Raw genomic sequence first — 20,439 nt, 5'->3', positions numbered from 1 at the left:
AATATGTTCACAAAAGAATTGATGCAACGTTAAAAAGAATGAGCCCGGTACAATACCGGACTTATATTCATACAACCGCTGTATTTTTCTGTTTAACTGTTGGGATTCAGTTCATAATGAAACATATTTTTACATAAAAGACTTTCGTATATAAATTTTTCAAATGATTTATTAGCGAATTGTTGACCAATATCACTTTTTTGAGTGAGTAATTTTTTAGATTGATGATGTAATGAATTTTTTTCGTTTCTTTTATGTAAAATATTCTAGTTTTGCATTAGGAAAGAACTGTTTCATATAGGAATACAGATAGTTTTTTATATCCTCTTCTTCTTCTTTTTGATAAATGTATTTTCCGATTCCATATTTCCCCCATTTATACCTTCTTTTCTCTTCATCTAATTCTAGTTTTGTCATCGGGTAGTTTTTTTCAATTACTCTCTTAGCTGGCTTTGTAAAACGATGTTGAATAAATTCAAATGTAATATCATCCCGTGCATCAAGAGGTAATTCAGCATTTAGGCGTTCAAACATATGATAGTATCCTTCCTTCCAGCCTTCATGCAGGTAAATAGGAGCTACAATGAAACCAAGAGGATATCCAGCTCTAGCTACTTTTCCTGCTGCCTCAATTCGTTTAGCTAAGGGAGAAGTTCCTGGTTCAAAGTTTTTAATCACATAATCAGCGTTTACACTAAAGCGAAATCTTGTTTTTCCATTATGTTTAGCATCAAGTAAATGATCTACATGGTGGAATTTCGTAACAAATCTCAATTTCCCATATTCAGATTCTCCAAAATGCTCAATGGCCCGTTTAAGGGTATGCGTTAAATAATCGATTCCTACAATATCTGAAGTACACGACGCTTCAAATCTTGTTACTTCAGGTGCACGCTCTTTCATGTATTTATCAGCAGCATCTAAAATTTCTTCAACATTTACATACGTTCGTATATAAGGCTTACTTCCCATCGTTGTTTGTAAATAACAATAATGACAATGCCCCATACATCCCGTTGCAAAAGGAATTGCATACTCTGCTGAAGGCTTGGAAGTATCAAATTTCAGTGTTTTTCTAACACCAACAACCAGCGTGGATTTTGCTACTCGATACTTTTGAAAATCGTTATCCCCTGGCAAATCTCTTACTTGATTATGGGAAGTAGTATGTCGAATTTCAACATCCATCTTTGAAAACTTCTCAAACAGCTCTTTCCCCAAAGGATAATCTAATGCTTTCGGTTCAAAATATACGAGCTTAGGCATAAATGGCTTATTCATTCAAACATCCCCTCTGAAATATCACCATAATAGTAAGTGTAAGCTTGGTTTGCCTCATCTTCGGTAGCATATATAGCCATCTCATTTGTTAGTGGATAATACGTTTCGTAAAGAAATAGTGCTAATTCATTAGGTCTTTCAGGATTATTTACAACTGCTGCAGCTTGTATGTTAGCTACGTCTTGAGTATGAGGATTTCGGTAAAAAATATAAACAATGTCACCAGCATGATACGTATTACTTTCAGAAGAAAATTCCATTCCATCACCATCTCATTTCATAAAATTCAATGCTCACAGTTTTACTTTCTAATTTCCTTGTAGTGTAACTATTTAATTACATTGATAATGATTACGCCATACAAACATATTTTGAAAAATGAATAATAAATGTACTCCCAAAAAGGCAAGCATATATCAATGCTTGCCTTTCGTTCTAACGACGATGTTCAACAAGATCGATTACACCTAAAACGACGTGTGCTAAACCAAAACCAAATACTGTACTTGCAATCATTTTATTAGTTCCACGAGTTTGTTTAAGAGCATAACCTGCTGCTGTCACTGCTGTACCTAAAGCTGTTGGAATTAATCCTTCACGAATGTCCACAGTGATGCCTCCTTGTTTCGTAGTTAGTAAATTTGTTTTAATGACTCGAAGTAAAGTATTAAAACAAGTATTAGTATTTTTCTTTTTAATAAAATTATGTGAAATTCTTATGAATAATATTTTAAATCCATAACAGCTATAAAGATTGAAAAAATTATTAATTAACAAATAAGAAAATATCTTCAAAACGTATTTTTATATGAAAATTTTATACCTCAGACAAAAAAATCTTTGCGAAAATTCTCTCCATAAAAAGTGCTCCTAAATTTATATATATAGGAGCACTTTTTATGAAACACTATTCTTTATTTGCTTATGAACCACTTTATTATAATAACCATGCTTTACAACTTGCCTAAAATCATCTACCTCGATATCCATTCTTTCCGCAATATCTACAACAATTGTATTTTGTAAAACATTCACCACAAATCCCATTAATTTCAAATTATGATTTTTACGATATGAAAATTCAACGTAATCCCCAAGTGTTACTTCTTTATTATGTTTCATTTGGCGCCCCCTAAATTATCGATAATTATACAATAGTTTCCCCCTTTTTTACTTCTACATACGGGGTCACCAGTTTATCATTTTAGCTAATTCATCTCCCACCTACTTATTTTGCGTTCCTTGAGGAAGGGGTCTTCTTGGCTAAAATGATAAAAAAAGACAAACTCTCCAATGTGAGGAGTTTGTCCAAAACCATGATTTCTTTAGTTTAACAATATAGAATTCAGTTCCGATAAGAATCTTTCTTTTTTCCATACCCCACGGTTTTTACATCGATACTAACAATAGTGGATTAGAATAATGACTTAATACTTGCTAGGACAGTAAGAATACCTATAATAATGACAAATACATTGCTAGATTTCCCTTTGTATTTAGCAAGTACTGATACTTTATGGATTGCATACATTGGTAGTATACATAAGATAGCAGCAACTAGCGGACCGCTAAGGGCATCAATGATTCCAAGAATACTTGGATTTGTATAAGCAACATACCAGCATGTTAATACGACAAAAGTAAGAATCATTGTCTTAACTGTTTTTTCTCCTATATCTTTCCCACGTTTTTTACTGGACTTGATAATCATGTCACGCATTACCTCATACGCTCCTATATAATGACCAAGGAAAGACTTTGTAATAGCCACAAATGCAATGATAGGAGCTGCAATAGTGATTACTGGCGAATTAAGCTCATTAGCAAGATATGATAGGATTGACAAGTTCTGTTCTTTTGCCACCTTAAGATCATTTGGAGTTAAACTTAAGGTACTGCTCCAAACAAAGAACATAACAACTGCGAATGTCATAATATAACAAACTTTTTGTATTTGAGCACATTTAGCATCAGTAGCATCTATTCCATACGTAGCTCTCTGTTTCATAACAAATGACGAAATCATAGGCGAATGATTAAACGAGAATACTATGATTGGAAGTATCATCCATATCGTTCCTAAATATCCTGTTCCTGTTGAAGCAGTAGAAACACTTGAAAAACTAAGCATTGACGTATTCCACTGTGGAATCAAAGATATTGCGATAAAAAGTAGAGAAGCTATAAAAGGATACACTAGCATGCTCATGATCTTTACAGTTATATCTTGACCAAAATTTAGTATAGCGATAAGACCGAGTACTAAAACAAGCGATAAAATGGACCTTGGAGGCTCCGACATGTGCAATTGATGCACGATAAAGCTACTAGCGGTATTTGTAAGTGCGACCGAGTACATCAGCACGATCGTATAAATGGAGACAAAATATACAATATTAAAAATGATACTTGCCTTATTTCCAAAATACTCTCTTATTGTACCTGTAATCCCCTCATCGGCAGAGTTCGAAGCGTAAATCATTTTAGCAAGCGCCCTATGTGAATAATACATAACAGGATATGCAAGTATGGTAATTAACAGCAATGATAATAAACCACCTGAACCTGCATTAATCGGTAAAAAGAGTACTCCTGCTCCAATTGCTGTTCCAAAAAGGCTCAATGCCCAGGTAGTATCCTGTTTATGCCACTTTTTAGGGTCTAGATATTTCTCATTTTTTACTGCAGTGTTATCAGCTTGAAATTCTATGTTTTTTGCAGTATTCCCATCCATATAATAATTCCTCCTTGTGTCCTATTCTTAATTCTCTTTTTAAGATATAGGAATATAGACCGTTCTTGAAAAATGAATAGCTTATATAGTGCCCCACAACGAATATCCCCCTTCTAGGTTAATAAAAATCAAAAAATTAGCGAAGCATCAACCTGAAGGGTTTGTTACCACTTATAAAATATTTTAATTATATAGTAGTATATTTTATTGATAACTCCCCCAATATACAGACATCCTTAGGCGAACAATAGAGTGAAAATTGTTGAAAACTTCACAATATACTCGATAACTTATTGATTTGATTGTTTCTCCCCAAAGATTTTATTTTTAATGGAAATTCCTGTAGGCGTAGCTGCAATACCACCTAAACCTGTCTCTCTTAATTCGCGAGGCATCTGTCTTCCAACTCTATACATGGCTTCAATCACTTCGTCAGCATTGATGAGATTGTTTACGCCGGCTAATGCGATGTCCGCTGCTGCTAAAGCATTTGCCGTTCCAATGGCGTTTCTCTTTACACAAGGAATTTCTACCAAACCAGCGACCGGATCACAAACTAAACCGAGTAAATTTTGTAATGCAATCGAAAAAGCTTCAGAAGATTGCTGTGGCGTTCCACCCGCAGCTTCTACCGCAGCTGCAGCCGCCATCGCTGAGGCACTTCCTACTTCAGCTTGACATCCTCCATACGCTCCTGAAATACAAGCGTTGTTTGCGACTATCGTTCCAAATAACGCTGAAGTGAATAGAAAATGAATCATATCTTCATGACTTAACTGCAACGTATCTTTAATACTAAATAGGACTCCCGGAATCGTCCCACTCGCACCTGCTGTTGGAGTTGCACAAATAGCTCCTAATGCAGCATTTACTTCATTAACACCGATAGCACTTTGAATCCCTAACACCATCAAATCTCCAGAAAGAGTTTTCCTATTTTCTCGATAGTTTTTAATTTTTACAGCATCCCCTCCGGTCAAACCTGTTGGAGAAAATACACCGTCGCCCTCGATACTTTTATTTATTGCATGTTGCATAGTCGCTAAATTTCGTTCCATTTTACTCCATACTTCTTCATAAGAAGTTTTAGTTTGTTTGATTTCCTGTTCGATTGCTAATTCATAAATTTGCTTTTGGCTTTTATTAGCTGCATCCACAATTTCTTTTATGGCCATATGCATATTTTTCACTCCTTAATGTGACTAAAGAATAATAAGATTAGCTATATTGCTTAAATCTCCTAATTCCTTCTGAGCATTACCTGGCAATATCGAATCCAAAGCGAATGCATATAAATATTTTGTTTTATCTTCCAAACTATGAAAGTTGTTAATTTCCACATCATATTGTTTAAAGATCCTGCGTAAAACAAATTCAAAGTCAGCTCTTTCTGAAATCGCAATAACAACTGGCAATGGCCCCTGCAGATTTAAGCTAAATCCATCAATTTCAACATTTTTGACTTCAATCAACCCACCACCGACCGAAATACCCATTACTCTAATACTTCGACTTTCATCCTCTGCATATACATCTGCCGTATTTGGATGACCAGCAGGACTATTACCCAATTGTTCAATAAAGGTAATGTCAATTCCCTTAGACTCTGCTATTTTAATAGCATCTGGCACTTTGCTGTCATCAGCAGCTAAGCCTAATATACCAGCAATAATTGCAAAATCAGTTCCGTGACCTTTATGGGTTTCAGCAAATGATTCATAATACTTTACCACAACTTTTTTGGGAAGACCTTGAAATAATTTATTAGCAACTGTTCCAATAGCCAAAGCACCTGCAGTATGTGAACTTGAAGGGCCTATCATTATGGGCCCAATCACATCAAAACAACTTTTGTATTTAACAATCTTTTTTTCTTTAATAGATGCTACATTCATGTTCATATAAGCACCCCCATAATTTATTATTTTTAGCTGTAGTTGAATCTAAGTTATTAGAATGATCGATTCAAAACAAGTTTTGTTTGATAACGCTTTCTTTATTGAGTTGAATAAACTTCCCTTCTAATCCGCTATCCTCCGTATAGTAATCATATCAGTATGTCCAATTTTAAAAAATTACTGGCAAGTTGTTTAGAATTTTTAATCCAAAACGAGGTTTGATATTTTCTCTAGAGGTAATAAATTGTGTCTCGACGCCCTCATTATAACTTGTATATTTATAAGTTTAATCTTTTTTTATTTTTAGAAAGATTGAATAGACAGAATTTTGAATAGGTAATAAATTATACTTAGTATGTAGCAATTGTGTCCTTTGTTTGAAGCTGTATTAGTTAGTAAAAAAGCAAAAATAACACAGAGTTCCTTTCATAAACACATTGATTATATTGAAAAATCATTATAAAGATACTTATATTGTCTTTTGTTTGAACATCTTGTTTTGAACGGGAAACCTGTTGCAATAAATAATTCATTCAGATGAAAAGGAATACATTAATAAAATTTAAAAACGTTTTAGTATATTAATTATACATTTTGTATAAATATTAATTATCAAAAAAAACTAACTTCTTATTAGGATCTTAACATAAAGGATACATTCCAAATAACAATGGAGATTCTGCTTTATCAATTTCTTTATACGTCATATTTCCCTCTTTACCTGCAACAGCAACTTGTACTTTTTCATTTGTTTTCACATCTTCTGCACCTATTGCACCACCCGCCAATAATCCTGTACTTAACAGACTATCGTGAACAAAAGTTAGAGAGTTATAGAACAAAATATAATGTGTATGTACATACATTTCTTTTAAAAGAAGTTTTGTAGTATGCAACTGAATTAAAAAAATATAGATTTTTATGACTCTTTTTAGGGGATATAGCAAAGTGAGATCTTTTATATGCACATTGCTATACCGAACTAGATTTCAGCATAGTATTTTTTTGCAACACATTGATTTTTTACCAAACACGTATAAAAACCAACAATATGAAAATAAACGACTGGCTAAAATTTTACTTTCAATAAAATAAAAAAGAACCTGCAAATTTGCAGATTCTCCTGATAATGATTTATATGAGTAAGACTCGAAAATATAATACAATGATTCAAAAATAAGTTCAAGTAAATTCAAAGAACCGGCTAGAGTTCGAGTTCTTTCAGAAATGATGATGTTTTCTAGGCTTCGCAAAGTGAGAAAATACAAGAATATAATACATCGAGATTTAGAGAATTTCAATACTTAAATTAGAGGTTATTTTAATGTGATGTAACATCAGCATTTTGAAGGAATAGCAATGAATACCTTATACATCCCCAGTCTACATAACGCTTTATTATCAGTAGAAAGAAAAAGGAAAATCCCTACTTCCACAATAAATCCGCCTTGCTACTCTATTCATTTTTTGATACATTCCTATCCACCGTTTTAAGGTTCTCTTTTGTACTGTGTTAGCCAAAAAATTGTATAAATCATAATTCGTTTTTCTTCCACCTGTTTCACCCTTTCTACACCCTAGTTTTACAAAATAAGAAGTCATCAAAACTTATATTTATTACTTTCTGTTATCTCCTCTCTCTTGTTCTATGCATAGTCTATCTAAATTTTTATTAGCTACTAAAAAAAGAATTTACAGGACGATTAAAAAAAGCCAAGTGCATTGCACTCGGCTTTATGGTCGATTAAACAATTTTACTTCAGACGTATTAAACTGATGTAGATAGTCTTTAGTAGAAGTATAACCTGAATTCATGAGTGTTTTCTTTTCTTCTTCTGTGATATCAAAATTAAACGACGACGTAAAGAATGTATTAATAAATACAGTGCGGGCAGCATCTTCTTTGGTGGTTTTTCCGCTCTCATGACCTTTGATCATGGTTTGAGACAAATTCCATGCAAAATGAATAAGAGAATGGCCAATATGATGTTCTGTTGAGGTTGCGATATGTTTTAACATGGCAACCTCCGCCTGAGATTCTAAACGGAAACCAAGTGTTTCTTTGTTGTAGACAATTTCATCTGTAGGATCAAAGAAAGATGCATTGTATTTCGTGTGTAAGCTTCTTAGTGTAGAATGATCCTCTATATTGCTTATCAGTTTATTAACCTCGTCAATCGTATCTGTGGTCGTGAAGTGTTCTTCTTTATTCACAAAACTTTTCCGATCAAATAAACGAATTGGGTAGTTATCGAGTACACCTCCGTCTACATAATAATCTTTATCCCATTCCACAGATTTAAAAAAGAATGGGATGGACATCGAAATCCGCACAGCAACTACTAACGGGACATCAGGTGTCGTTTCGCGAGAAAACGTACGAAGCTGGTGTGTAGAAACGTTCGTTCCTTGGAAAAACACGTCTTTTCCTGTTTTGTCATACAACTGCTGAAAAGTTGTGTCCTTACTCCCTGTCCACTTTTCAACGATCTTTCCTACCCACTCAGTGAAGAAATCCCCTTTATAGATACCAAAACCATCAAAAAACAAACGAATGTTATCTTGTACAATCGAAAAATCATCATCTTTAAACGCTTTGAAATTCATGTCTTTGTGGATTTTTACAAGATCTGCGAATGGAATGGAAAGACCTAAAAGTAATGCAGTAATCGCTCCTGCTGAAGTCCCTCCAAATCGTTGTATTTCTGGTAAAATCCCTTCTTCATTTAGTGCACGGATGGCACCTATGTAAGCGCTTCCCTTTACCCCGCCACCTTCAAATACTAAGTTACGAAATGGATATGCCATTATATACCTCCAATAAAGAAATTTTCGATCTGTTATAGTATCGGAAGTATATTGAAATATATTCCAAATGGTATTAAGAAAGTTTCATGTCCTCCGATACGTATGGCCGAATTATCTTTATTCAATGGATGAATTGTTTGAAAGAGAAGAAATTTGCTTGGAATGGTAATTTAGTAGGATAGGAAACAGGAAACGGAGTGCATCTTTGGATGCACTGAATAATATCCCCTTTTGAAATCGTATATAACGTAACTTCTTTTCCGATGTCCAAGTAAAATCACGAGTAAGAAATCAAGGAATAATCTACATTTCATAAATCCCGCACTCTCTTTAACATACAATTCAGTGAAATAATTTGTTTCAAATACGTAGAAATATGGTTTAACCAGCAATCAATGATCAGGTCTTCTTACCCTAAGTAAACCTAAATCTATTTGTCTCCATACAGAAAGGAATAAATAGTTTTGTTCCTATTCATGAAATAGTACAATATATGCAAAATTACATATCTAATTAATTGCTTTTAATGTTATATTTTAATAGCGATGAATGCTATTATTTCATAAGTTGTCAACAAGCGTTATGTATGTATGAGAAAAAGGAAGGAGCCAAATAGGCCCCTTCCTTTTTCTACTAATTAACTAAATTACTCTCTGGTAAAAATTTAAATAGTAATGCTCATTTACAGGCGTCTGATTATGCATTAAACATGCTAACTTTGCTTGCTGTCGGAAAAATTAAAGACGATAGTCAAATATGTCCTTTCATTACTTTATATTGAAATAAATAATGATTCAAAGTTATTTTGTGAAAATTATACAAAAAGTACTAATTCGTCGTTTACCTAACAATAGATAATATAGATAAAGAAAAAATACTAGAGGATATCACAGTGTAGTAGTCTCTAGTATCTTTTCATAGTATTTTAGCGGCTATACAATACGGAGGGATAAAAAAAGGACCTCTTACGGAAAGATAAGAGGTCATCAAAAAGATAAAAATGTTGTATTTGAAACACGCGAGTTTCTAATTCACATCATAACACAATATATTCATATATTCAATATATACATTAAAGATAAGTAATGTATGTTCAAAAAACACATGGAATATTAATTTGTAACAGTATATATTTTCCTCTTTTATTCTATTTCTTCTACAATGCCGTGATTGTAACAAATATCCCTCTTTCTTTTTTGGATGATTACGAATAAAAATACTACATGTTTTCTGTCTCACTTGGAATAAAGCATCATGGTAAAAATACAATGCTGACAAGTAAAATACTTAATACAATCAACCCTATCCCTAACATCATCCATTCACCCTTTTTAGAATTTTAAAATTTAGCCCTTCACTTTCATATACTTCTCTTTTACATGAGCCAGTAAGTCCCTCAGCTTATTCTCTGCAGGGTGTTCTTGATTTTCTAGAACTTCTCTGCCATAGGATGAAAAGTTTTGTGAGCATGCACTAGTTGTTACTTTCAATTTCGCGTATGAGAATGTATGCTCATTTTCTTTACCAATGTTTTCAGTAGTGCTTCCATTTGAACCAACGCGTATACAGCTTTCGTCAAGTTTAGTACGCTTACCTTCCTTGTTAACTGTGTAATATGTGTCATTGACTTCTCCATATTTCATATTAACTGTTGATGTCACTGCGGTCCCGTCTGTAGAAAAAGTAACGACACGAAACTCATCTTCTTCTGGCAACAACTCAGCTCCTGGAACATTATATAGAACCAAAAGGTCTCCTTCGTATGCTTCTGGAATGAGATAAATGGTATCTGTAGTATCTTTTCCGAATCGGACACAACCGCTTAAAAGAATCATAATAAAGATTCCGCAATACATGATAACTTTTCTCATAGAGTCTCTCCCGTTATGTATAAGAATGGTATAGTATGTATTATATAATGCAATATATTTCCTTGGATAGAATAAGTTTCTAGTATGAAATCGGTTTTACTATTGTCATATAAATGATTTATGTCAATGGTTGATTGGCACGAAGAGAAATGGAGTGAATTAATGAGCAGACGTTTTGCATTAACATATGAAAATAAGATTTTGAGAAAGATAATGATTACCGTAAGTATTGTCATACTCGTTTTCATTACAACAGGGTGTGATTCGGTCCAAAATAATCCAAAGGATGTAACGGACATTCCGCTAAACAGCAAACTAGATTCCCTTATTTCAGAAAGTATCATTGCCTGGGATCAAGACAAATTAAATCATACAGAAAAACAATTTGAGACGCGTATAATCTATGGAACTGAAATGAAGGATGAAAAAATGTATGTCTACCTCCATTCCCTCATGCAAGGATATAACCGCGAAACACAGACAGTTCCTCAAGCAGGACATTTACTTCCAATCCGTGTGACAGTCATAAAAAATGGAAATGATTACATCATTGAAGATTACGGTGAACCAGGAGATAGTGCTGAAAATGAACCTACTTTGCGCAACATTTTCCCGAAAAAGCATGCGGATGTCGCACCTGCTAAGACATTTTGAATAATCTTTGCAGCTGCTACATCAACGGGTAATTTACTGTATTTCCAATCTAGAGAATCAATTGTCCAATCCCATACTTTTAAAACTAGTGCAATAGATCTTTTTAATTACATACTTAATTTATTTTTTAATGTCCAATATTTTTCTCCATTAGCTTCAAAAGAGAATTCTACCCATCCATTTGGATCTTCACGATAAATAAAGATGGTTGTTCCAGGAGTTACTGTACCAACTTTATTTTCCTCGACAGCTACATCTGGTCTACTTTTAATTTTCAAATTAAATGGATAAGGTACCTGGTAGTAAGTAGCTGATGATACAACATTTGTGCTTGAACCGTCTGCATACATTTTATACGGAATTTCATTTGATAACGCTTCGACATCTAATGTTTCAGGATTCTTTGATAATTTTTTTGCATATGTATAGTCTTCTACACGAAACGGTTTAATACGTTCCATAATGCCTGCAATTTTCTTAGCCCAGCCTTTATCTGATGCATATTTCACATTCATGCCAGTTAATGTTGGCCCGTTATAATATATACCATTTTCTTCCAAATATCTTTCTCGTACATAATTAGCATTATAAGCAATGCTATCGCCGTAGCTTGGTAAATATTTCGCATATTTAAACGGATCTCCATCATATGCACGTAGACCGAATAAATTATGTTTTTGATATGCGATTTCTGATTTTCCGTATCCAGATTCTAAAATCGCATGCGCCGCTAAATAATGAGCACTCACGCCATATTGATTTTGCGCATTGATAAAATCTTGTCCATGTCCAACTAAGGGACTATCTGAATGATATTTTGCAATAAAACTATCAATCTCTTGAGCTGTAATTTTCGAAGCCACTGTTAAATTTAAATCTTCATATGAGGTAGCAGTAATAACCTCTTTTTCATCGTTTAAATTTTGTTGTAACATATCTGTTTTTGCAGTAAGTTGAGCAGCTTCAGCACGTGTTATAAATCTATTTGGTTGCCAACCGTTCTCGGTACCATTAGAAATTTTTAAATCTATTAAAATATTGGCATGTTTTTCTCCCCAATGCCCTTTTAAATCTTCAAATCTAACCTGCTCGTTATGATTTGCTGTGCTTTGTAGTTTATATGCATTTACTAGCATGGTAGCCATAGCAGCACGAGTTACTTTTCCGGATGGATTAAAGATTCCATTACCTTCACCTTTAACAATACCAGCTTTTTCAGCAGCAGCAATATAAGGAGTAGCCCAGTGATTTTGTGAATCTGTAAAAGATGGTTTTGCATTAGGATCAATTTGTATACCTAAAACTTTTGTCATAATCTTTGTAGCCGAAGCTCTGTCTAAGGAGTCATTTGAACCAAAAGTTCCATCTGGATAACCATTTAATACCTGTTTATCAACTAAATAGTTAACGGATTTATCAGCCCATGTAGGAACATCAGGGAATTTATGAGTATCTGCTAAAATATTAGAAGAATAGGATAATATAGCTCCTGCAAGGATACCTGTTGCAATTAATTTGTGCTTCATTAAAATAAACACCTCTACCATTGTATTTATCAAATTGAAATTTTCTATTTTTATATTTACATGTTTGTAATAATAATAAAATCGTATTATCACGCATTCAATTTGATGTAACGAGTATAGTTACTTATATACACAAGTGTCAATGAATTTATTTTACAAAAATGCATAATTTTTACATTATTTTGTAATTGAATTATGTATAAATTTTGTAAAGGACCTTTTGATAGATTTTACCTGAATAAATCTCTTTAGTTGTTAATTTGCCAATCTTTCTTGTTTACTATTAATCAATTAAAAAAAGAATTTTTTTGTTTAAGAGCTACTTTAAAATCTTAAGTTGATGGATGTGTGAACGTACCGCTACTAAAATTCTTGCTTTTAAATCATTATTACTGTATTATATTTACGTATCAATATAAGGATTATATTATATAAAAAGGAATCAAATCTATAAGTAAGATTTAAATCCTTCTCGAAATCAAAAAGACTTTGTCAAAATCTAATATAATTTATGCTTGTCTTTTTAATATGTATCTAGTAAAAACATATTTTTTATCCATAGAATTCTGTTTTCAATGATAGGAATTAGTGTTCTAAACAAGAAACCGTACAAAGTGATCTGAAAAACCTGAGAGATATTGTATGTAGTTTGCTCATCTCCAGGTACTACAATAAAAGAGCCTTACCTTTCTAGGCAAGACTCTACTAGTTTAGTTGTATACTATTTACATGATAACTAAGAAACAGAAAACATATAACACCAAATAACAGCACCCTATTACTCCTCCTACAGCTAATACCTGTTTAACCCAACTCTTAAATTTTTGATTACTGTAAATCGCTTGCACTCTTTCCATATTTCCTCCTATTAAGCAGAACCCTTAAAGACTCTCACCTCGCTATAGTACCATTAAAAAATGAATAATAGAGATCTAATGTATAAATATGCAATATTGCATACGAAAATGTATTGTTATAATTGTAAGCGCTTACTATAATAAGGTTATAAAGATTTATTACATCTTAATACGAAAAAGAGGAGAGAATAATATGGAAATCGCAATGGCAGTTTTAAAATTTATAGGTGGAGCAATCCCATTAATTCAAGAACTACTAAAAGCATTTATGTAAATTCACTATTTAGCAATTATTTATAAAAATTATTATACAAATGATCTGTATATCAAAAATGAATTGGTTTACAGATCATTTGCGTGATCAAGGTCCCTTTAACATGACTAAGGGGCCTTTTTAAAATTTTTAAATAATTAAGGTTACGTCACATCACCATCAAGTTAGCAAAATAAAACGAAACTTTAACTTGATGGTGATGGGGTAACAGTTGTGATTTAGAGATAAGATCAGATTATACAAAGTTTTGCACGTCAGCAATACTGAAAATAAACTTCGCCTTTAGTAGCAAGAATCCCCAATAAAGATAGTCAACTTGCCTATTTAGGAATAAGAGTGTCAATTTAAATGATGCATTCTGAAACACTACTCTTCTTCTAAAATAGCGTAATAATATTCATCCCACCATTCATTCCCATGTGGTATACACTTCCTGAAATAGCCTTCTCTTCTCATTCCAATCTTCTCCATTACTCGATATGATGGGGTATTTTGTGGTTGACATGTAGCTATAATCCTATGTAATTTCATTTCCTTAAAGCCATATTCCAATGTAGCTTGTGCTGCTTCAGAAGCATATCCTTTATTGAAATATTTAGGATTGAACACCCAACCAATCTCATATGTATGCTCACCAAAATATTTATGAAAAACTATATGACCAATCAGAATATCTTTATCAATTAATACTACAGGAAAGTTCTTAGCGTTTTCACCAATGTTTTCATTCACAAAGTTTCTTGTATTTTCTTCAGTAAAAACCCCTTCAGGTATGTATTTCATAACATTGATATCTGATGTATACTCATGAACAGCTTGCCAATCTTTGAACTCAAATTTCCGTATTAATAATCTTTCTGTTTTTATAAACATTTACTTTTCCCCCTCAAAAAATTGCAACTATATTTGAAATCCACATTTAACCCTTAAAACAAAAAGAACTTGTAGGACTCTCTACAAGTTCTTTTTAGTTTAAGGTGAATATACGAGCCAAACAAACTATCTTACAGATTGACTGTAGAAACTTTAGGGGTAATGCTTTGACAAATATATTATATAACAAATATTAACATCCATAGGATTTATTTTTGAAAATTATGTGAATTAAGAAAGGAAGTAGTTTTTTCTTAGCTATTATTATTATTATTAACTGACGGTATCATTATATTTCATTCTGCAACTTATTTAGAAGAGCTATGTACATTTCGAAGAAGTTCTTCAATAAGTTTTGTTTTTTCATTTACCTTTGTGGCATATGTGAAATCACCATAACAATATGGATACCTAAAATTATTTTTATTTCCACCACAAGTATACATCGCTGGATTTTGATCAACTTTCATCTTAGAAAACTTTTTGGCTGAATCCTCCGAGTGTTGTTTAACTTCTTGACTAGCAACAAAATCAATATAACCTGGCCCCATATTATAGCTTTGAATAATTGTATCCATGCTAACATCTTTTTCCGTTCCATATTTGTACATTTTAGCAAAGTGCTTTACCCCTTGTTTAATGCTCAAGCTTGTCTCTTGAATTTCATTTGGCTTTAATCCAAGTGATTCGGATGACTGCATAGGGTCGTTTCCCTCACCTCTACTCTCTTGATACATAATTCCTAATAAAATTGGTGTTTTCTCTCCTAAATTATATTTTTCTAATTCTTTTTTTAAGGTAGACTCATATTGCAATACACGTTTTTCGGTGGCTAGCGCTTTATTTTGTTGAATATTGGTTTTATGATTAAAATATAGCATTCCAAGTATTGTTCCTAAGCCTAAAATACTAATAAGGAACACTTTTATAATTTGTTTTTTACTTGTATCCTTCATATATTCCTCCTCGTATAAGAAATGCAATTTTTCAAAGGTAATTGGTTATATATAAACTATGTAATGAACATCTATCTCCCACCCTTTTAGACTCATATATCAATACTTTAAGGTTTCAAGTTTAATATAAAAATTTAAAGATAAGGTAAAGATAAGATAAAGATAAAATAAAGGGTATTTTTTAGCGTACTTTAAAAGATATTGCTACAAAGGGATATATGGGACAACTTGTTGATATGAATGGATTTAGTGATAATTGAAAGGTTATTGTACAAGTGATTAATTATGGAGACATCATTCCAGAAGATTTAATCCATCTTTTCAATATGCTTTATATAAAAACCACAACATAACGTATAATAAAAAACGGCGAATCCTCCACCTAGGAGAATCCACCATCACAAATAACTGATTATTTCACACCTAGTTTTTTTGCTTTCTTAGGGGTCCCGTCTTCCAGCACTTCCTCCCAAGCTGTTACACCTGGAATATGATGTGATTGCATTTGAAACAGGGCTTTGGGAAGCAGCAGCTGTTCAGCAAAATTTTGATAACTCAACCGCTACAGAAGCGATGAAATAATCCTTATACTCTGTATGGAAAGCTGAGGAACTTGAACAATTATTTACCTATATGAAAGAACAAAAAGAAAAAGGAAAGCCACTCACATTAGCTCGTTTTGATATGAATTTGTTTTATAAATCTTCATTCCGCCCTTATGCAAAAGAATGGTTGCAAAAAGTAAATCCTGAAGTAAAGAGTGAATTTGATACAGCAGTGTCAGAGTTGATTGAACTGGATAGGTATTACCATAAAAATAAAATATATCCCTATGATCGGTTTAAAATGGAGATACAGCCCGTAATTAACAAGTTTGAAAAGGTTAGAATGTTTATTCAGAATCATAAATCTGAATTGATTCAAGTTACACCACATCCTACGTATGATGTGAAAGTCAAAGGTGGCATCTCCTCACCTCACCTAACCTGACAGACTATTCTTTTTATATCCGAGATCAAAAAATGGCACAAAACTTCGCATGGCTAACTGAAATGCAGTATGGAAACAAACTAGCTCCCTTTAACAAGTAATAATTTGTTCTGCACCCATGTTGATAATTCTTCTGGTAATCGGAATGTAACGGAACCATGTTGCTCTTTTATAATGACATAGGGATTGCGGAATTCTTCTTGAATGCCGACTCCAATCACTTGATACAATTTTCTGCACTGACTCGGAAACAATATATTTGGAATGTCTAATGATTCAATTTCATGAAAAGAATGACAGAATCTCACATCCATTGCAAATACCATCAAACCAACTCCCAGCTATACGTAAAACACAATTAGTATACCGGTGAGATCTATGTTACGTGCAGAAATCCCCGTTTTCTCCCCAGACTTATCTACAAGAATAAAAAAGGAAACACAAGATATGTTCCCTTTTCACCATTTGTTTTCTACACTTTTAATTCCAATATTTCTAGATGCTGAATAGATCCGACCCCTGGCAGGTAGACATCTTCCTCCTTCAGCAGGGATACAGAACTTTCCGTTTCTACTAGTGATGGAAGATTGCGCACGCCAAATAATAATACTTTTCCCCTATTGCCCAAATGACGTGGGGTATGCATGGAAATCGTAAGGGTGTTTATGCATGTAATTGTTCCTGTTCTTAAACATTTTCAGGTATCTATTTTTATTATATTTTGCTTTTGTAGTATCTCTTATTTTTATTGTTTGATTGTTATGACTGGCACTTGCTCGTTTTCGGAAATTTCACTGTAACCATAATAAAGTAGAAAAAACAATAAAATAATTGTCCAAATAAATATAAACACTTTATAACTATACTTCATATGAAAAACCTCATTTTCCCTATATAAGTGAATGTACATACACCCTGTAAATCTAATTACATAAATTATCGGATGTTTTAGTAGTAGAGAATCATTAAGTATTAGGAATTGTTATTCATAAACATATCCAAGAATTCTTCAAAAAAAATATCATCTAGGCATTTTAACATTTCATCAAAATGCACAGATGATATTTTGTAAGTTTAGCTTGGTAATGCTTTTTATGTAATGAATTCTTATCTCTATTTCACCTTAATGTTTATATGTACAAGAGTCTGTGTAGCAATTAGGCTGTACTTTAAATATGTACTCAATTGTGTGTGGGAAAGGAAGCACATTTTATTTAAAGTGGTTACTTTAAAGCCCTTAATTAGTTGGTAGTCTTCTTCATTCAGACAGAAAGGAAATTTAAAGTGTGCACGTACTTTCAACTCAGACTTTTTACTACACACACTCCTATACACATAACAACATTTATAGTTTTTTGTAACATTACGGAAATAACAAGAAACAAAAACGAAACATTTATAATACAATGTAACAAATTAGTAACATTAATGTAACATAACGTGTGTAATCGCACAATACTTTTTTAACTGAAAATCAATAAATTTATGTAAGTACCCATAACGTATTACATATTGTTTGTGAAACCTTTTAATGAACAAGTATAAGTGGATGGCGGGAATCGAACCCGCGGTTGTCGCCGTAAAAGGGCGATGTGTTTGGCCGCTTCACCAATGCGCTGTATTAAATATGTACCGAATGTATCCCTTTGGTACATAAATAGACCTGTAGATAGGAAATGTTCGCTACGTTTATACAATTATGGTCAGAGGTTCTGGAGGCCCCTATTTTGCCCTTAAATTATACCCCCTCGTGGTCGGAATGACAGGACTTGAACCCGCACATTCAACGGAATACTAGATCCACAATCTAGCAAGTCTACCATTTCGCCACAAACTCCATGAAAATAGAAAAAGACCACCGAATGTACTCGATTGTCTTTTTGCCATGCATATCTGCACAAGAAGTGTATACTTCAAACCCTTTAATATTTTTAGCTATGAGCATACTTATAAAACTCTAAAAACTATTTGAAAATCTTTTAGAATCTAACTTTCTTATAATACTATTTGCTATTTCTTCAATATTTTCATTTAGAAAGAAATGATTACCTTCAAAAGAATGAAAAGTACACGTTTTACTTGTGTATCGTTCCCATTTTATTACTTGATCATATGTAGTAAATTCATCATTTTTCCCATTAAATATAAGAAAATCAATATCACATGGTTGTGTATTTTTGTCATGAATATACGTCTCAACGATTTTAAAATCTGCTCTTAGAATAGGGAGGAAAATCTCCATTAATTCTTCTGATTGCAGTACCCCAGATGGTGTACCTCCCATTGCAATAACTTCTCTTTTAAATTGCTCATTAGAAAGATTATGTCGGATATTTTTTATTTTACTATTTGGATGATTTCTACCGGACAAAACAAGAAATTCAGGCGATACGTTTTTAGAATCTTTTATTTTTCTGGCTACTTCATAGGCGATCAAACTTCCCATGCTATGCCCGAATAGAATGTAGGGCGAATCATCTATCTGCATAACTATTTTATTGTAGACATCATTTACTGCCTCTTCCATACTTTGGTACAAGTTTTCTTCAATTCTATATCCTCTACCAGCTAACTCTATCGGGACTACCTCAATATATGGATTAAAGTGATTTTTCCATTTTGCGTAACTAAACGCAGATCCCCCAGCATGTGGAAAGCAAAAAAGTTTAGTCTTCTGCATTGATTTTCTCCTTACTTTCAAATTTGTATATATTTTGGAAAATTGCATAAATGTCTTTAATTATTATCTCTTGCGGAAATTCATCCCTTGTTGCACAAGCAGATAACTTATAATTTGGATCAATGTTATATTGTTTAAAGTAAAAGTTTTTAGGTATATTCTTGTATAAAATTAAAGCTCGTGATTCTTTTTTTATAGAGAATGAATTTAATGGGGTATAAAGCCCTTTTCCAATCGTTTTTATATAGCTTTCTTTTAATGTCCATAAATCATAAAAATAATTAATTTGTTCATCAGAATTCATATTAGATATATCATAAAATTCATCCGCTGAAAAAAATTCTTTTGCTAATTTAAGAGCCTCTATCTCTGAAACCTTTTCTATATCAATACCCACATTAAAATTAGCAGTAGTACAAACCACCCATTCTCCTGAATGTGACAGATTAAAATGAAAGTCAGAAAAATTTTCAACAAAAGGTTTTCCATACTCATTATATTTAAATCTAATTTCTTCATTATTAATTTTATACTTTTGGCAGATTAGAGATCGGATTAGTAAATCCCCTATCAGTGTCCTATTAACGTCGCATGAGTTTAATAAACGCTTCATTCGTTCTTTCTTCTCATTTGAAACCAAGTTACTAAGTTGCTTAAACAAATGACTTTCAATATTCTTTGGTATTTTCACAGCTTGAATGTGTATGATAAATCACTTCCTTTTTTAAAAGATGGCTTCATATATGTGCATTACATAAATTCAAATTAACTTTATTAAATTGCAAATACAATAGAAAAGGTGCATATTTACATATCAATGAAAATATGCACCTTTCCTCAGTAATATCATCAAAGCATTAGTTTCTATTACAAAAAATAGAGAGCATTTACATCATTCTATGAGCAACTCATATAGGTTTCTATGTCTCTATCAAGTAAATTTTCCATTATCCTCTTAAAAAGTAATACTCTTGATATATTCATTATTGCCTACGCTTTATTTGCAGTTATTGGGCTGCCCTTTTCGTTCATAGCGT

At 32.6% G+C, this 20,439-nt stretch carries 16 protein-coding genes, 1 tRNA gene and 4 pseudogenes; 4 read left to right on the top strand and 17 right to left on the bottom strand.

What is annotated here, in order from left to right; translation table 11 throughout:
• Positions 1-252: 252 nt before the first annotated feature.
• The 9 genes from splB to MKY21_RS12280 all read right to left on the bottom strand — a co-directional run bounded on the left by splB (position 253) and on the right by MKY21_RS12280 (position 10,592).
• The gene (splB, locus tag MKY21_RS12320) at positions 253-1,281 is read right to left on the bottom strand and encodes a spore photoproduct lyase (RefSeq protein ID WP_001039638.1); all 1,029 of its coding nucleotides are present in this window, start codon (positions 1,279-1,281) and stop codon (positions 253-255) included.
• Positions 1,278-1,541 (bottom strand): transcriptional regulator SplA, encoded by a 264-nt coding sequence (locus tag MKY21_RS12315; RefSeq protein WP_000396090.1) that lies wholly within the window; start codon positions 1,539-1,541, stop codon positions 1,278-1,280. The genes splB and MKY21_RS12315 overlap by 4 nt, the downstream gene beginning before the upstream one ends.
• A 175-nt stretch (positions 1,542-1,716) precedes the next feature.
• Positions 1,717-1,890 (bottom strand): asparagine synthase, encoded by a 174-nt coding sequence (locus MKY21_RS12310; protein WP_086392428.1) that lies wholly within the window; start codon positions 1,888-1,890, stop codon positions 1,717-1,719.
• A gap of 288 nt (positions 1,891-2,178) precedes the next feature.
• On the bottom strand, positions 2,179-2,403 hold the full coding sequence (locus MKY21_RS12305; protein ID WP_000682213.1) for a DUF2187 domain-containing protein: 225 nt from the start codon (positions 2,401-2,403) through the stop codon (positions 2,179-2,181).
• Positions 2,404-2,695: 292 nt separating this feature from the next.
• Positions 2,696-4,015 (bottom strand): aromatic amino acid transport family protein, encoded by a 1,320-nt coding sequence (locus MKY21_RS12300; RefSeq protein ID WP_000348956.1) that lies wholly within the window; start codon positions 4,013-4,015, stop codon positions 2,696-2,698.
• Positions 4,016-4,305: 290 nt separating this feature from the next.
• The gene (gene sdaAA / locus MKY21_RS12295) at positions 4,306-5,196 is read right to left on the bottom strand and encodes an L-serine ammonia-lyase, iron-sulfur-dependent, subunit alpha (protein ID WP_061663513.1); all 891 of its coding nucleotides are present in this window, start codon (positions 5,194-5,196) and stop codon (positions 4,306-4,308) included.
• Positions 5,197-5,217: 21 nt separating this feature from the next.
• A complete protein-coding gene (locus tag MKY21_RS12290; protein ID WP_001056999.1) occupies positions 5,218-5,916 on the bottom strand; it encodes a serine dehydratase beta chain in 699 nt (232 codons plus the stop codon).
• Between the two features lie 1,731 nt (positions 5,917-7,647).
• A complete protein-coding gene (locus MKY21_RS12285; protein WP_000331137.1) occupies positions 7,648-8,721 on the bottom strand; it encodes a patatin-like phospholipase family protein in 1,074 nt (357 codons plus the stop codon).
• 1,346 nt (positions 8,722-10,067) lie between these two features.
• Positions 10,068-10,592, bottom strand: coding sequence for a DUF6843 domain-containing protein (locus MKY21_RS12280; protein ID WP_061663295.1), 525 nt, complete (start codon positions 10,590-10,592; stop codon positions 10,068-10,070).
• Positions 10,593-10,754: 162 nt separating this feature from the next.
• On the opposite strand from MKY21_RS12280, the pseudogene MKY21_RS12275 reads away from it, so the two are divergent.
• A pseudogene (locus tag MKY21_RS12275) lies at positions 10,755-11,228 on the top strand (peptidase M56); the annotation flags it as partial.
• On the opposite strand, the pseudogene MKY21_RS12270 reads toward MKY21_RS12275, so the two are convergent.
• Positions 11,216-11,329 (bottom strand): annotated as a pseudogene (locus MKY21_RS12270) (polysaccharide deacetylase); the annotation flags it as partial. The pseudogenes MKY21_RS12275 and MKY21_RS12270 overlap by 13 nt on opposite strands.
• A 24-nt stretch (positions 11,330-11,353) precedes the next feature.
• On the bottom strand, positions 11,354-12,772 hold the full coding sequence (locus MKY21_RS12265; protein WP_061663294.1) for an S-layer homology domain-containing protein: 1,419 nt from the start codon (positions 12,770-12,772) through the stop codon (positions 11,354-11,356).
• A 945-nt stretch (positions 12,773-13,717) separates the two neighbouring features.
• Here MKY21_RS12265 and MKY21_RS12260 point away from each other — a divergent pair.
• Positions 13,718-13,903, top strand: coding sequence for a hypothetical protein (locus MKY21_RS12260; protein WP_001987408.1), 186 nt, complete (start codon positions 13,718-13,720; stop codon positions 13,901-13,903).
• Between the two features lie 366 nt (positions 13,904-14,269).
• Here MKY21_RS12260 and MKY21_RS12255 read toward each other — a convergent pair whose 3' ends face one another.
• A complete protein-coding gene (locus tag MKY21_RS12255; RefSeq protein ID WP_000470144.1) occupies positions 14,270-14,776 on the bottom strand; it encodes a GNAT family N-acetyltransferase in 507 nt (168 codons plus the stop codon).
• Positions 14,777-15,084: 308 nt separating this feature from the next.
• A complete protein-coding gene (locus MKY21_RS12250; protein WP_016117937.1) occupies positions 15,085-15,732 on the bottom strand; it encodes a lysozyme family protein in 648 nt (215 codons plus the stop codon).
• A gap of 212 nt (positions 15,733-15,944) precedes the next feature.
• Between MKY21_RS12250 and MKY21_RS12245 the strand changes: the two are divergent.
• Together MKY21_RS12245 and MKY21_RS12240 are read left to right on the top strand one after the other, a co-directional pair.
• A pseudogene (locus MKY21_RS12245) lies at positions 15,945-16,067 on the top strand (vancomycin resistance histidine kinase VanS); the annotation flags it as partial.
• Positions 16,068-16,203: 136 nt separating this feature from the next.
• A pseudogene (locus MKY21_RS12240) lies at positions 16,204-16,802 on the top strand (erythromycin esterase family protein); the annotation flags it as partial.
• Here MKY21_RS12240 and MKY21_RS12235 read toward each other — a convergent pair.
• From MKY21_RS12235 to MKY21_RS12220, 4 genes are all read right to left on the bottom strand, one after another.
• Positions 16,803-17,048, bottom strand: coding sequence for a hypothetical protein (locus tag MKY21_RS12235; RefSeq protein WP_016117935.1), 246 nt, complete (start codon positions 17,046-17,048; stop codon positions 16,803-16,805).
• 1,224 nt (positions 17,049-18,272) lie between these two features.
• Positions 18,273-18,332 (bottom strand) — tRNA-Lys (locus MKY21_RS12230).
• Positions 18,333-18,679: 347 nt separating this feature from the next.
• Positions 18,680-19,402 (bottom strand): thioesterase II family protein, encoded by a 723-nt coding sequence (locus tag MKY21_RS12225; RefSeq protein WP_341076358.1) that lies wholly within the window; start codon positions 19,400-19,402, stop codon positions 18,680-18,682.
• A complete protein-coding gene (locus MKY21_RS12220; RefSeq protein ID WP_033693990.1) occupies positions 19,389-20,093 on the bottom strand; it encodes a 4'-phosphopantetheinyl transferase family protein in 705 nt (234 codons plus the stop codon). The genes MKY21_RS12225 and MKY21_RS12220 overlap by 14 nt, the downstream gene beginning before the upstream one ends.
• Positions 20,094-20,439 lie beyond the last annotated feature (346 nt).

Origin of the sequence: Bacillus sp. FSL R9-9497, assembly GCF_038005805.1 — a bacterium.
Lineage (GTDB): Bacteria > Bacillota > Bacilli > Bacillales > Bacillaceae_G > Bacillus_A > Bacillus_A cereus.
Note: the sequence above shows the minus strand (reverse complement) of the source record. Positions and strands in the feature narration are given on the sequence as shown.

Excerpts from the sequence above, each read along its gene's own strand:
- splB (WP_001039638.1), bottom strand. The coding sequence starts at position 1,281 with ATGAATAAGCCATTTATGCCTAAGCTCGTATATTTTGAACCGAAAGCA.
- MKY21_RS12315 (WP_000396090.1), bottom strand. The coding sequence starts at position 1,541 with ATGGAATTTTCTTCTGAAAGTAATACGTATCATGCTGGTGACATTGTT.
- MKY21_RS12305 (WP_000682213.1), bottom strand. The coding sequence starts at position 2,403 with ATGAAACATAATAAAGAAGTAACACTTGGGGATTACGTTGAATTTTCA.
- MKY21_RS12300 (WP_000348956.1), bottom strand. The coding sequence starts at position 4,015 with ATGGATGGGAATACTGCAAAAAACATAGAATTTCAAGCTGATAACACT.
- sdaAA (WP_061663513.1), bottom strand. The coding sequence starts at position 5,196 with ATGCATATGGCCATAAAAGAAATTGTGGATGCAGCTAATAAAAGCCAA.
- MKY21_RS12290 (WP_001056999.1), bottom strand. The coding sequence starts at position 5,916 with ATGAACATGAATGTAGCATCTATTAAAGAAAAAAAGATTGTTAAATAC.
- MKY21_RS12285 (WP_000331137.1), bottom strand. The coding sequence starts at position 8,721 with ATGGCATATCCATTTCGTAACTTAGTATTTGAAGGTGGCGGGGTAAAG.
- MKY21_RS12280 (WP_061663295.1), bottom strand. The coding sequence starts at position 10,592 with ATGAGAAAAGTTATCATGTATTGCGGAATCTTTATTATGATTCTTTTA.
- MKY21_RS12265 (WP_061663294.1), bottom strand. The coding sequence starts at position 12,772 with ATGAAGCACAAATTAATTGCAACAGGTATCCTTGCAGGAGCTATATTA.
- MKY21_RS12260 (WP_001987408.1), top strand. The coding sequence starts at position 13,718 with ATGCAATATTGCATACGAAAATGTATTGTTATAATTGTAAGCGCTTAC.
- MKY21_RS12255 (WP_000470144.1), bottom strand. The coding sequence starts at position 14,776 with ATGTTTATAAAAACAGAAAGATTATTAATACGGAAATTTGAGTTCAAA.
- MKY21_RS12250 (WP_016117937.1), bottom strand. The coding sequence starts at position 15,732 with ATGAAGGATACAAGTAAAAAACAAATTATAAAAGTGTTCCTTATTAGT.
- MKY21_RS12235 (WP_016117935.1), bottom strand. The coding sequence starts at position 17,048 with ATGGTATTTGCAATGGATGTGAGATTCTGTCATTCTTTTCATGAAATT.
- MKY21_RS12225 (WP_341076358.1), bottom strand. The coding sequence starts at position 19,402 with ATGCAGAAGACTAAACTTTTTTGCTTTCCACATGCTGGGGGATCTGCG.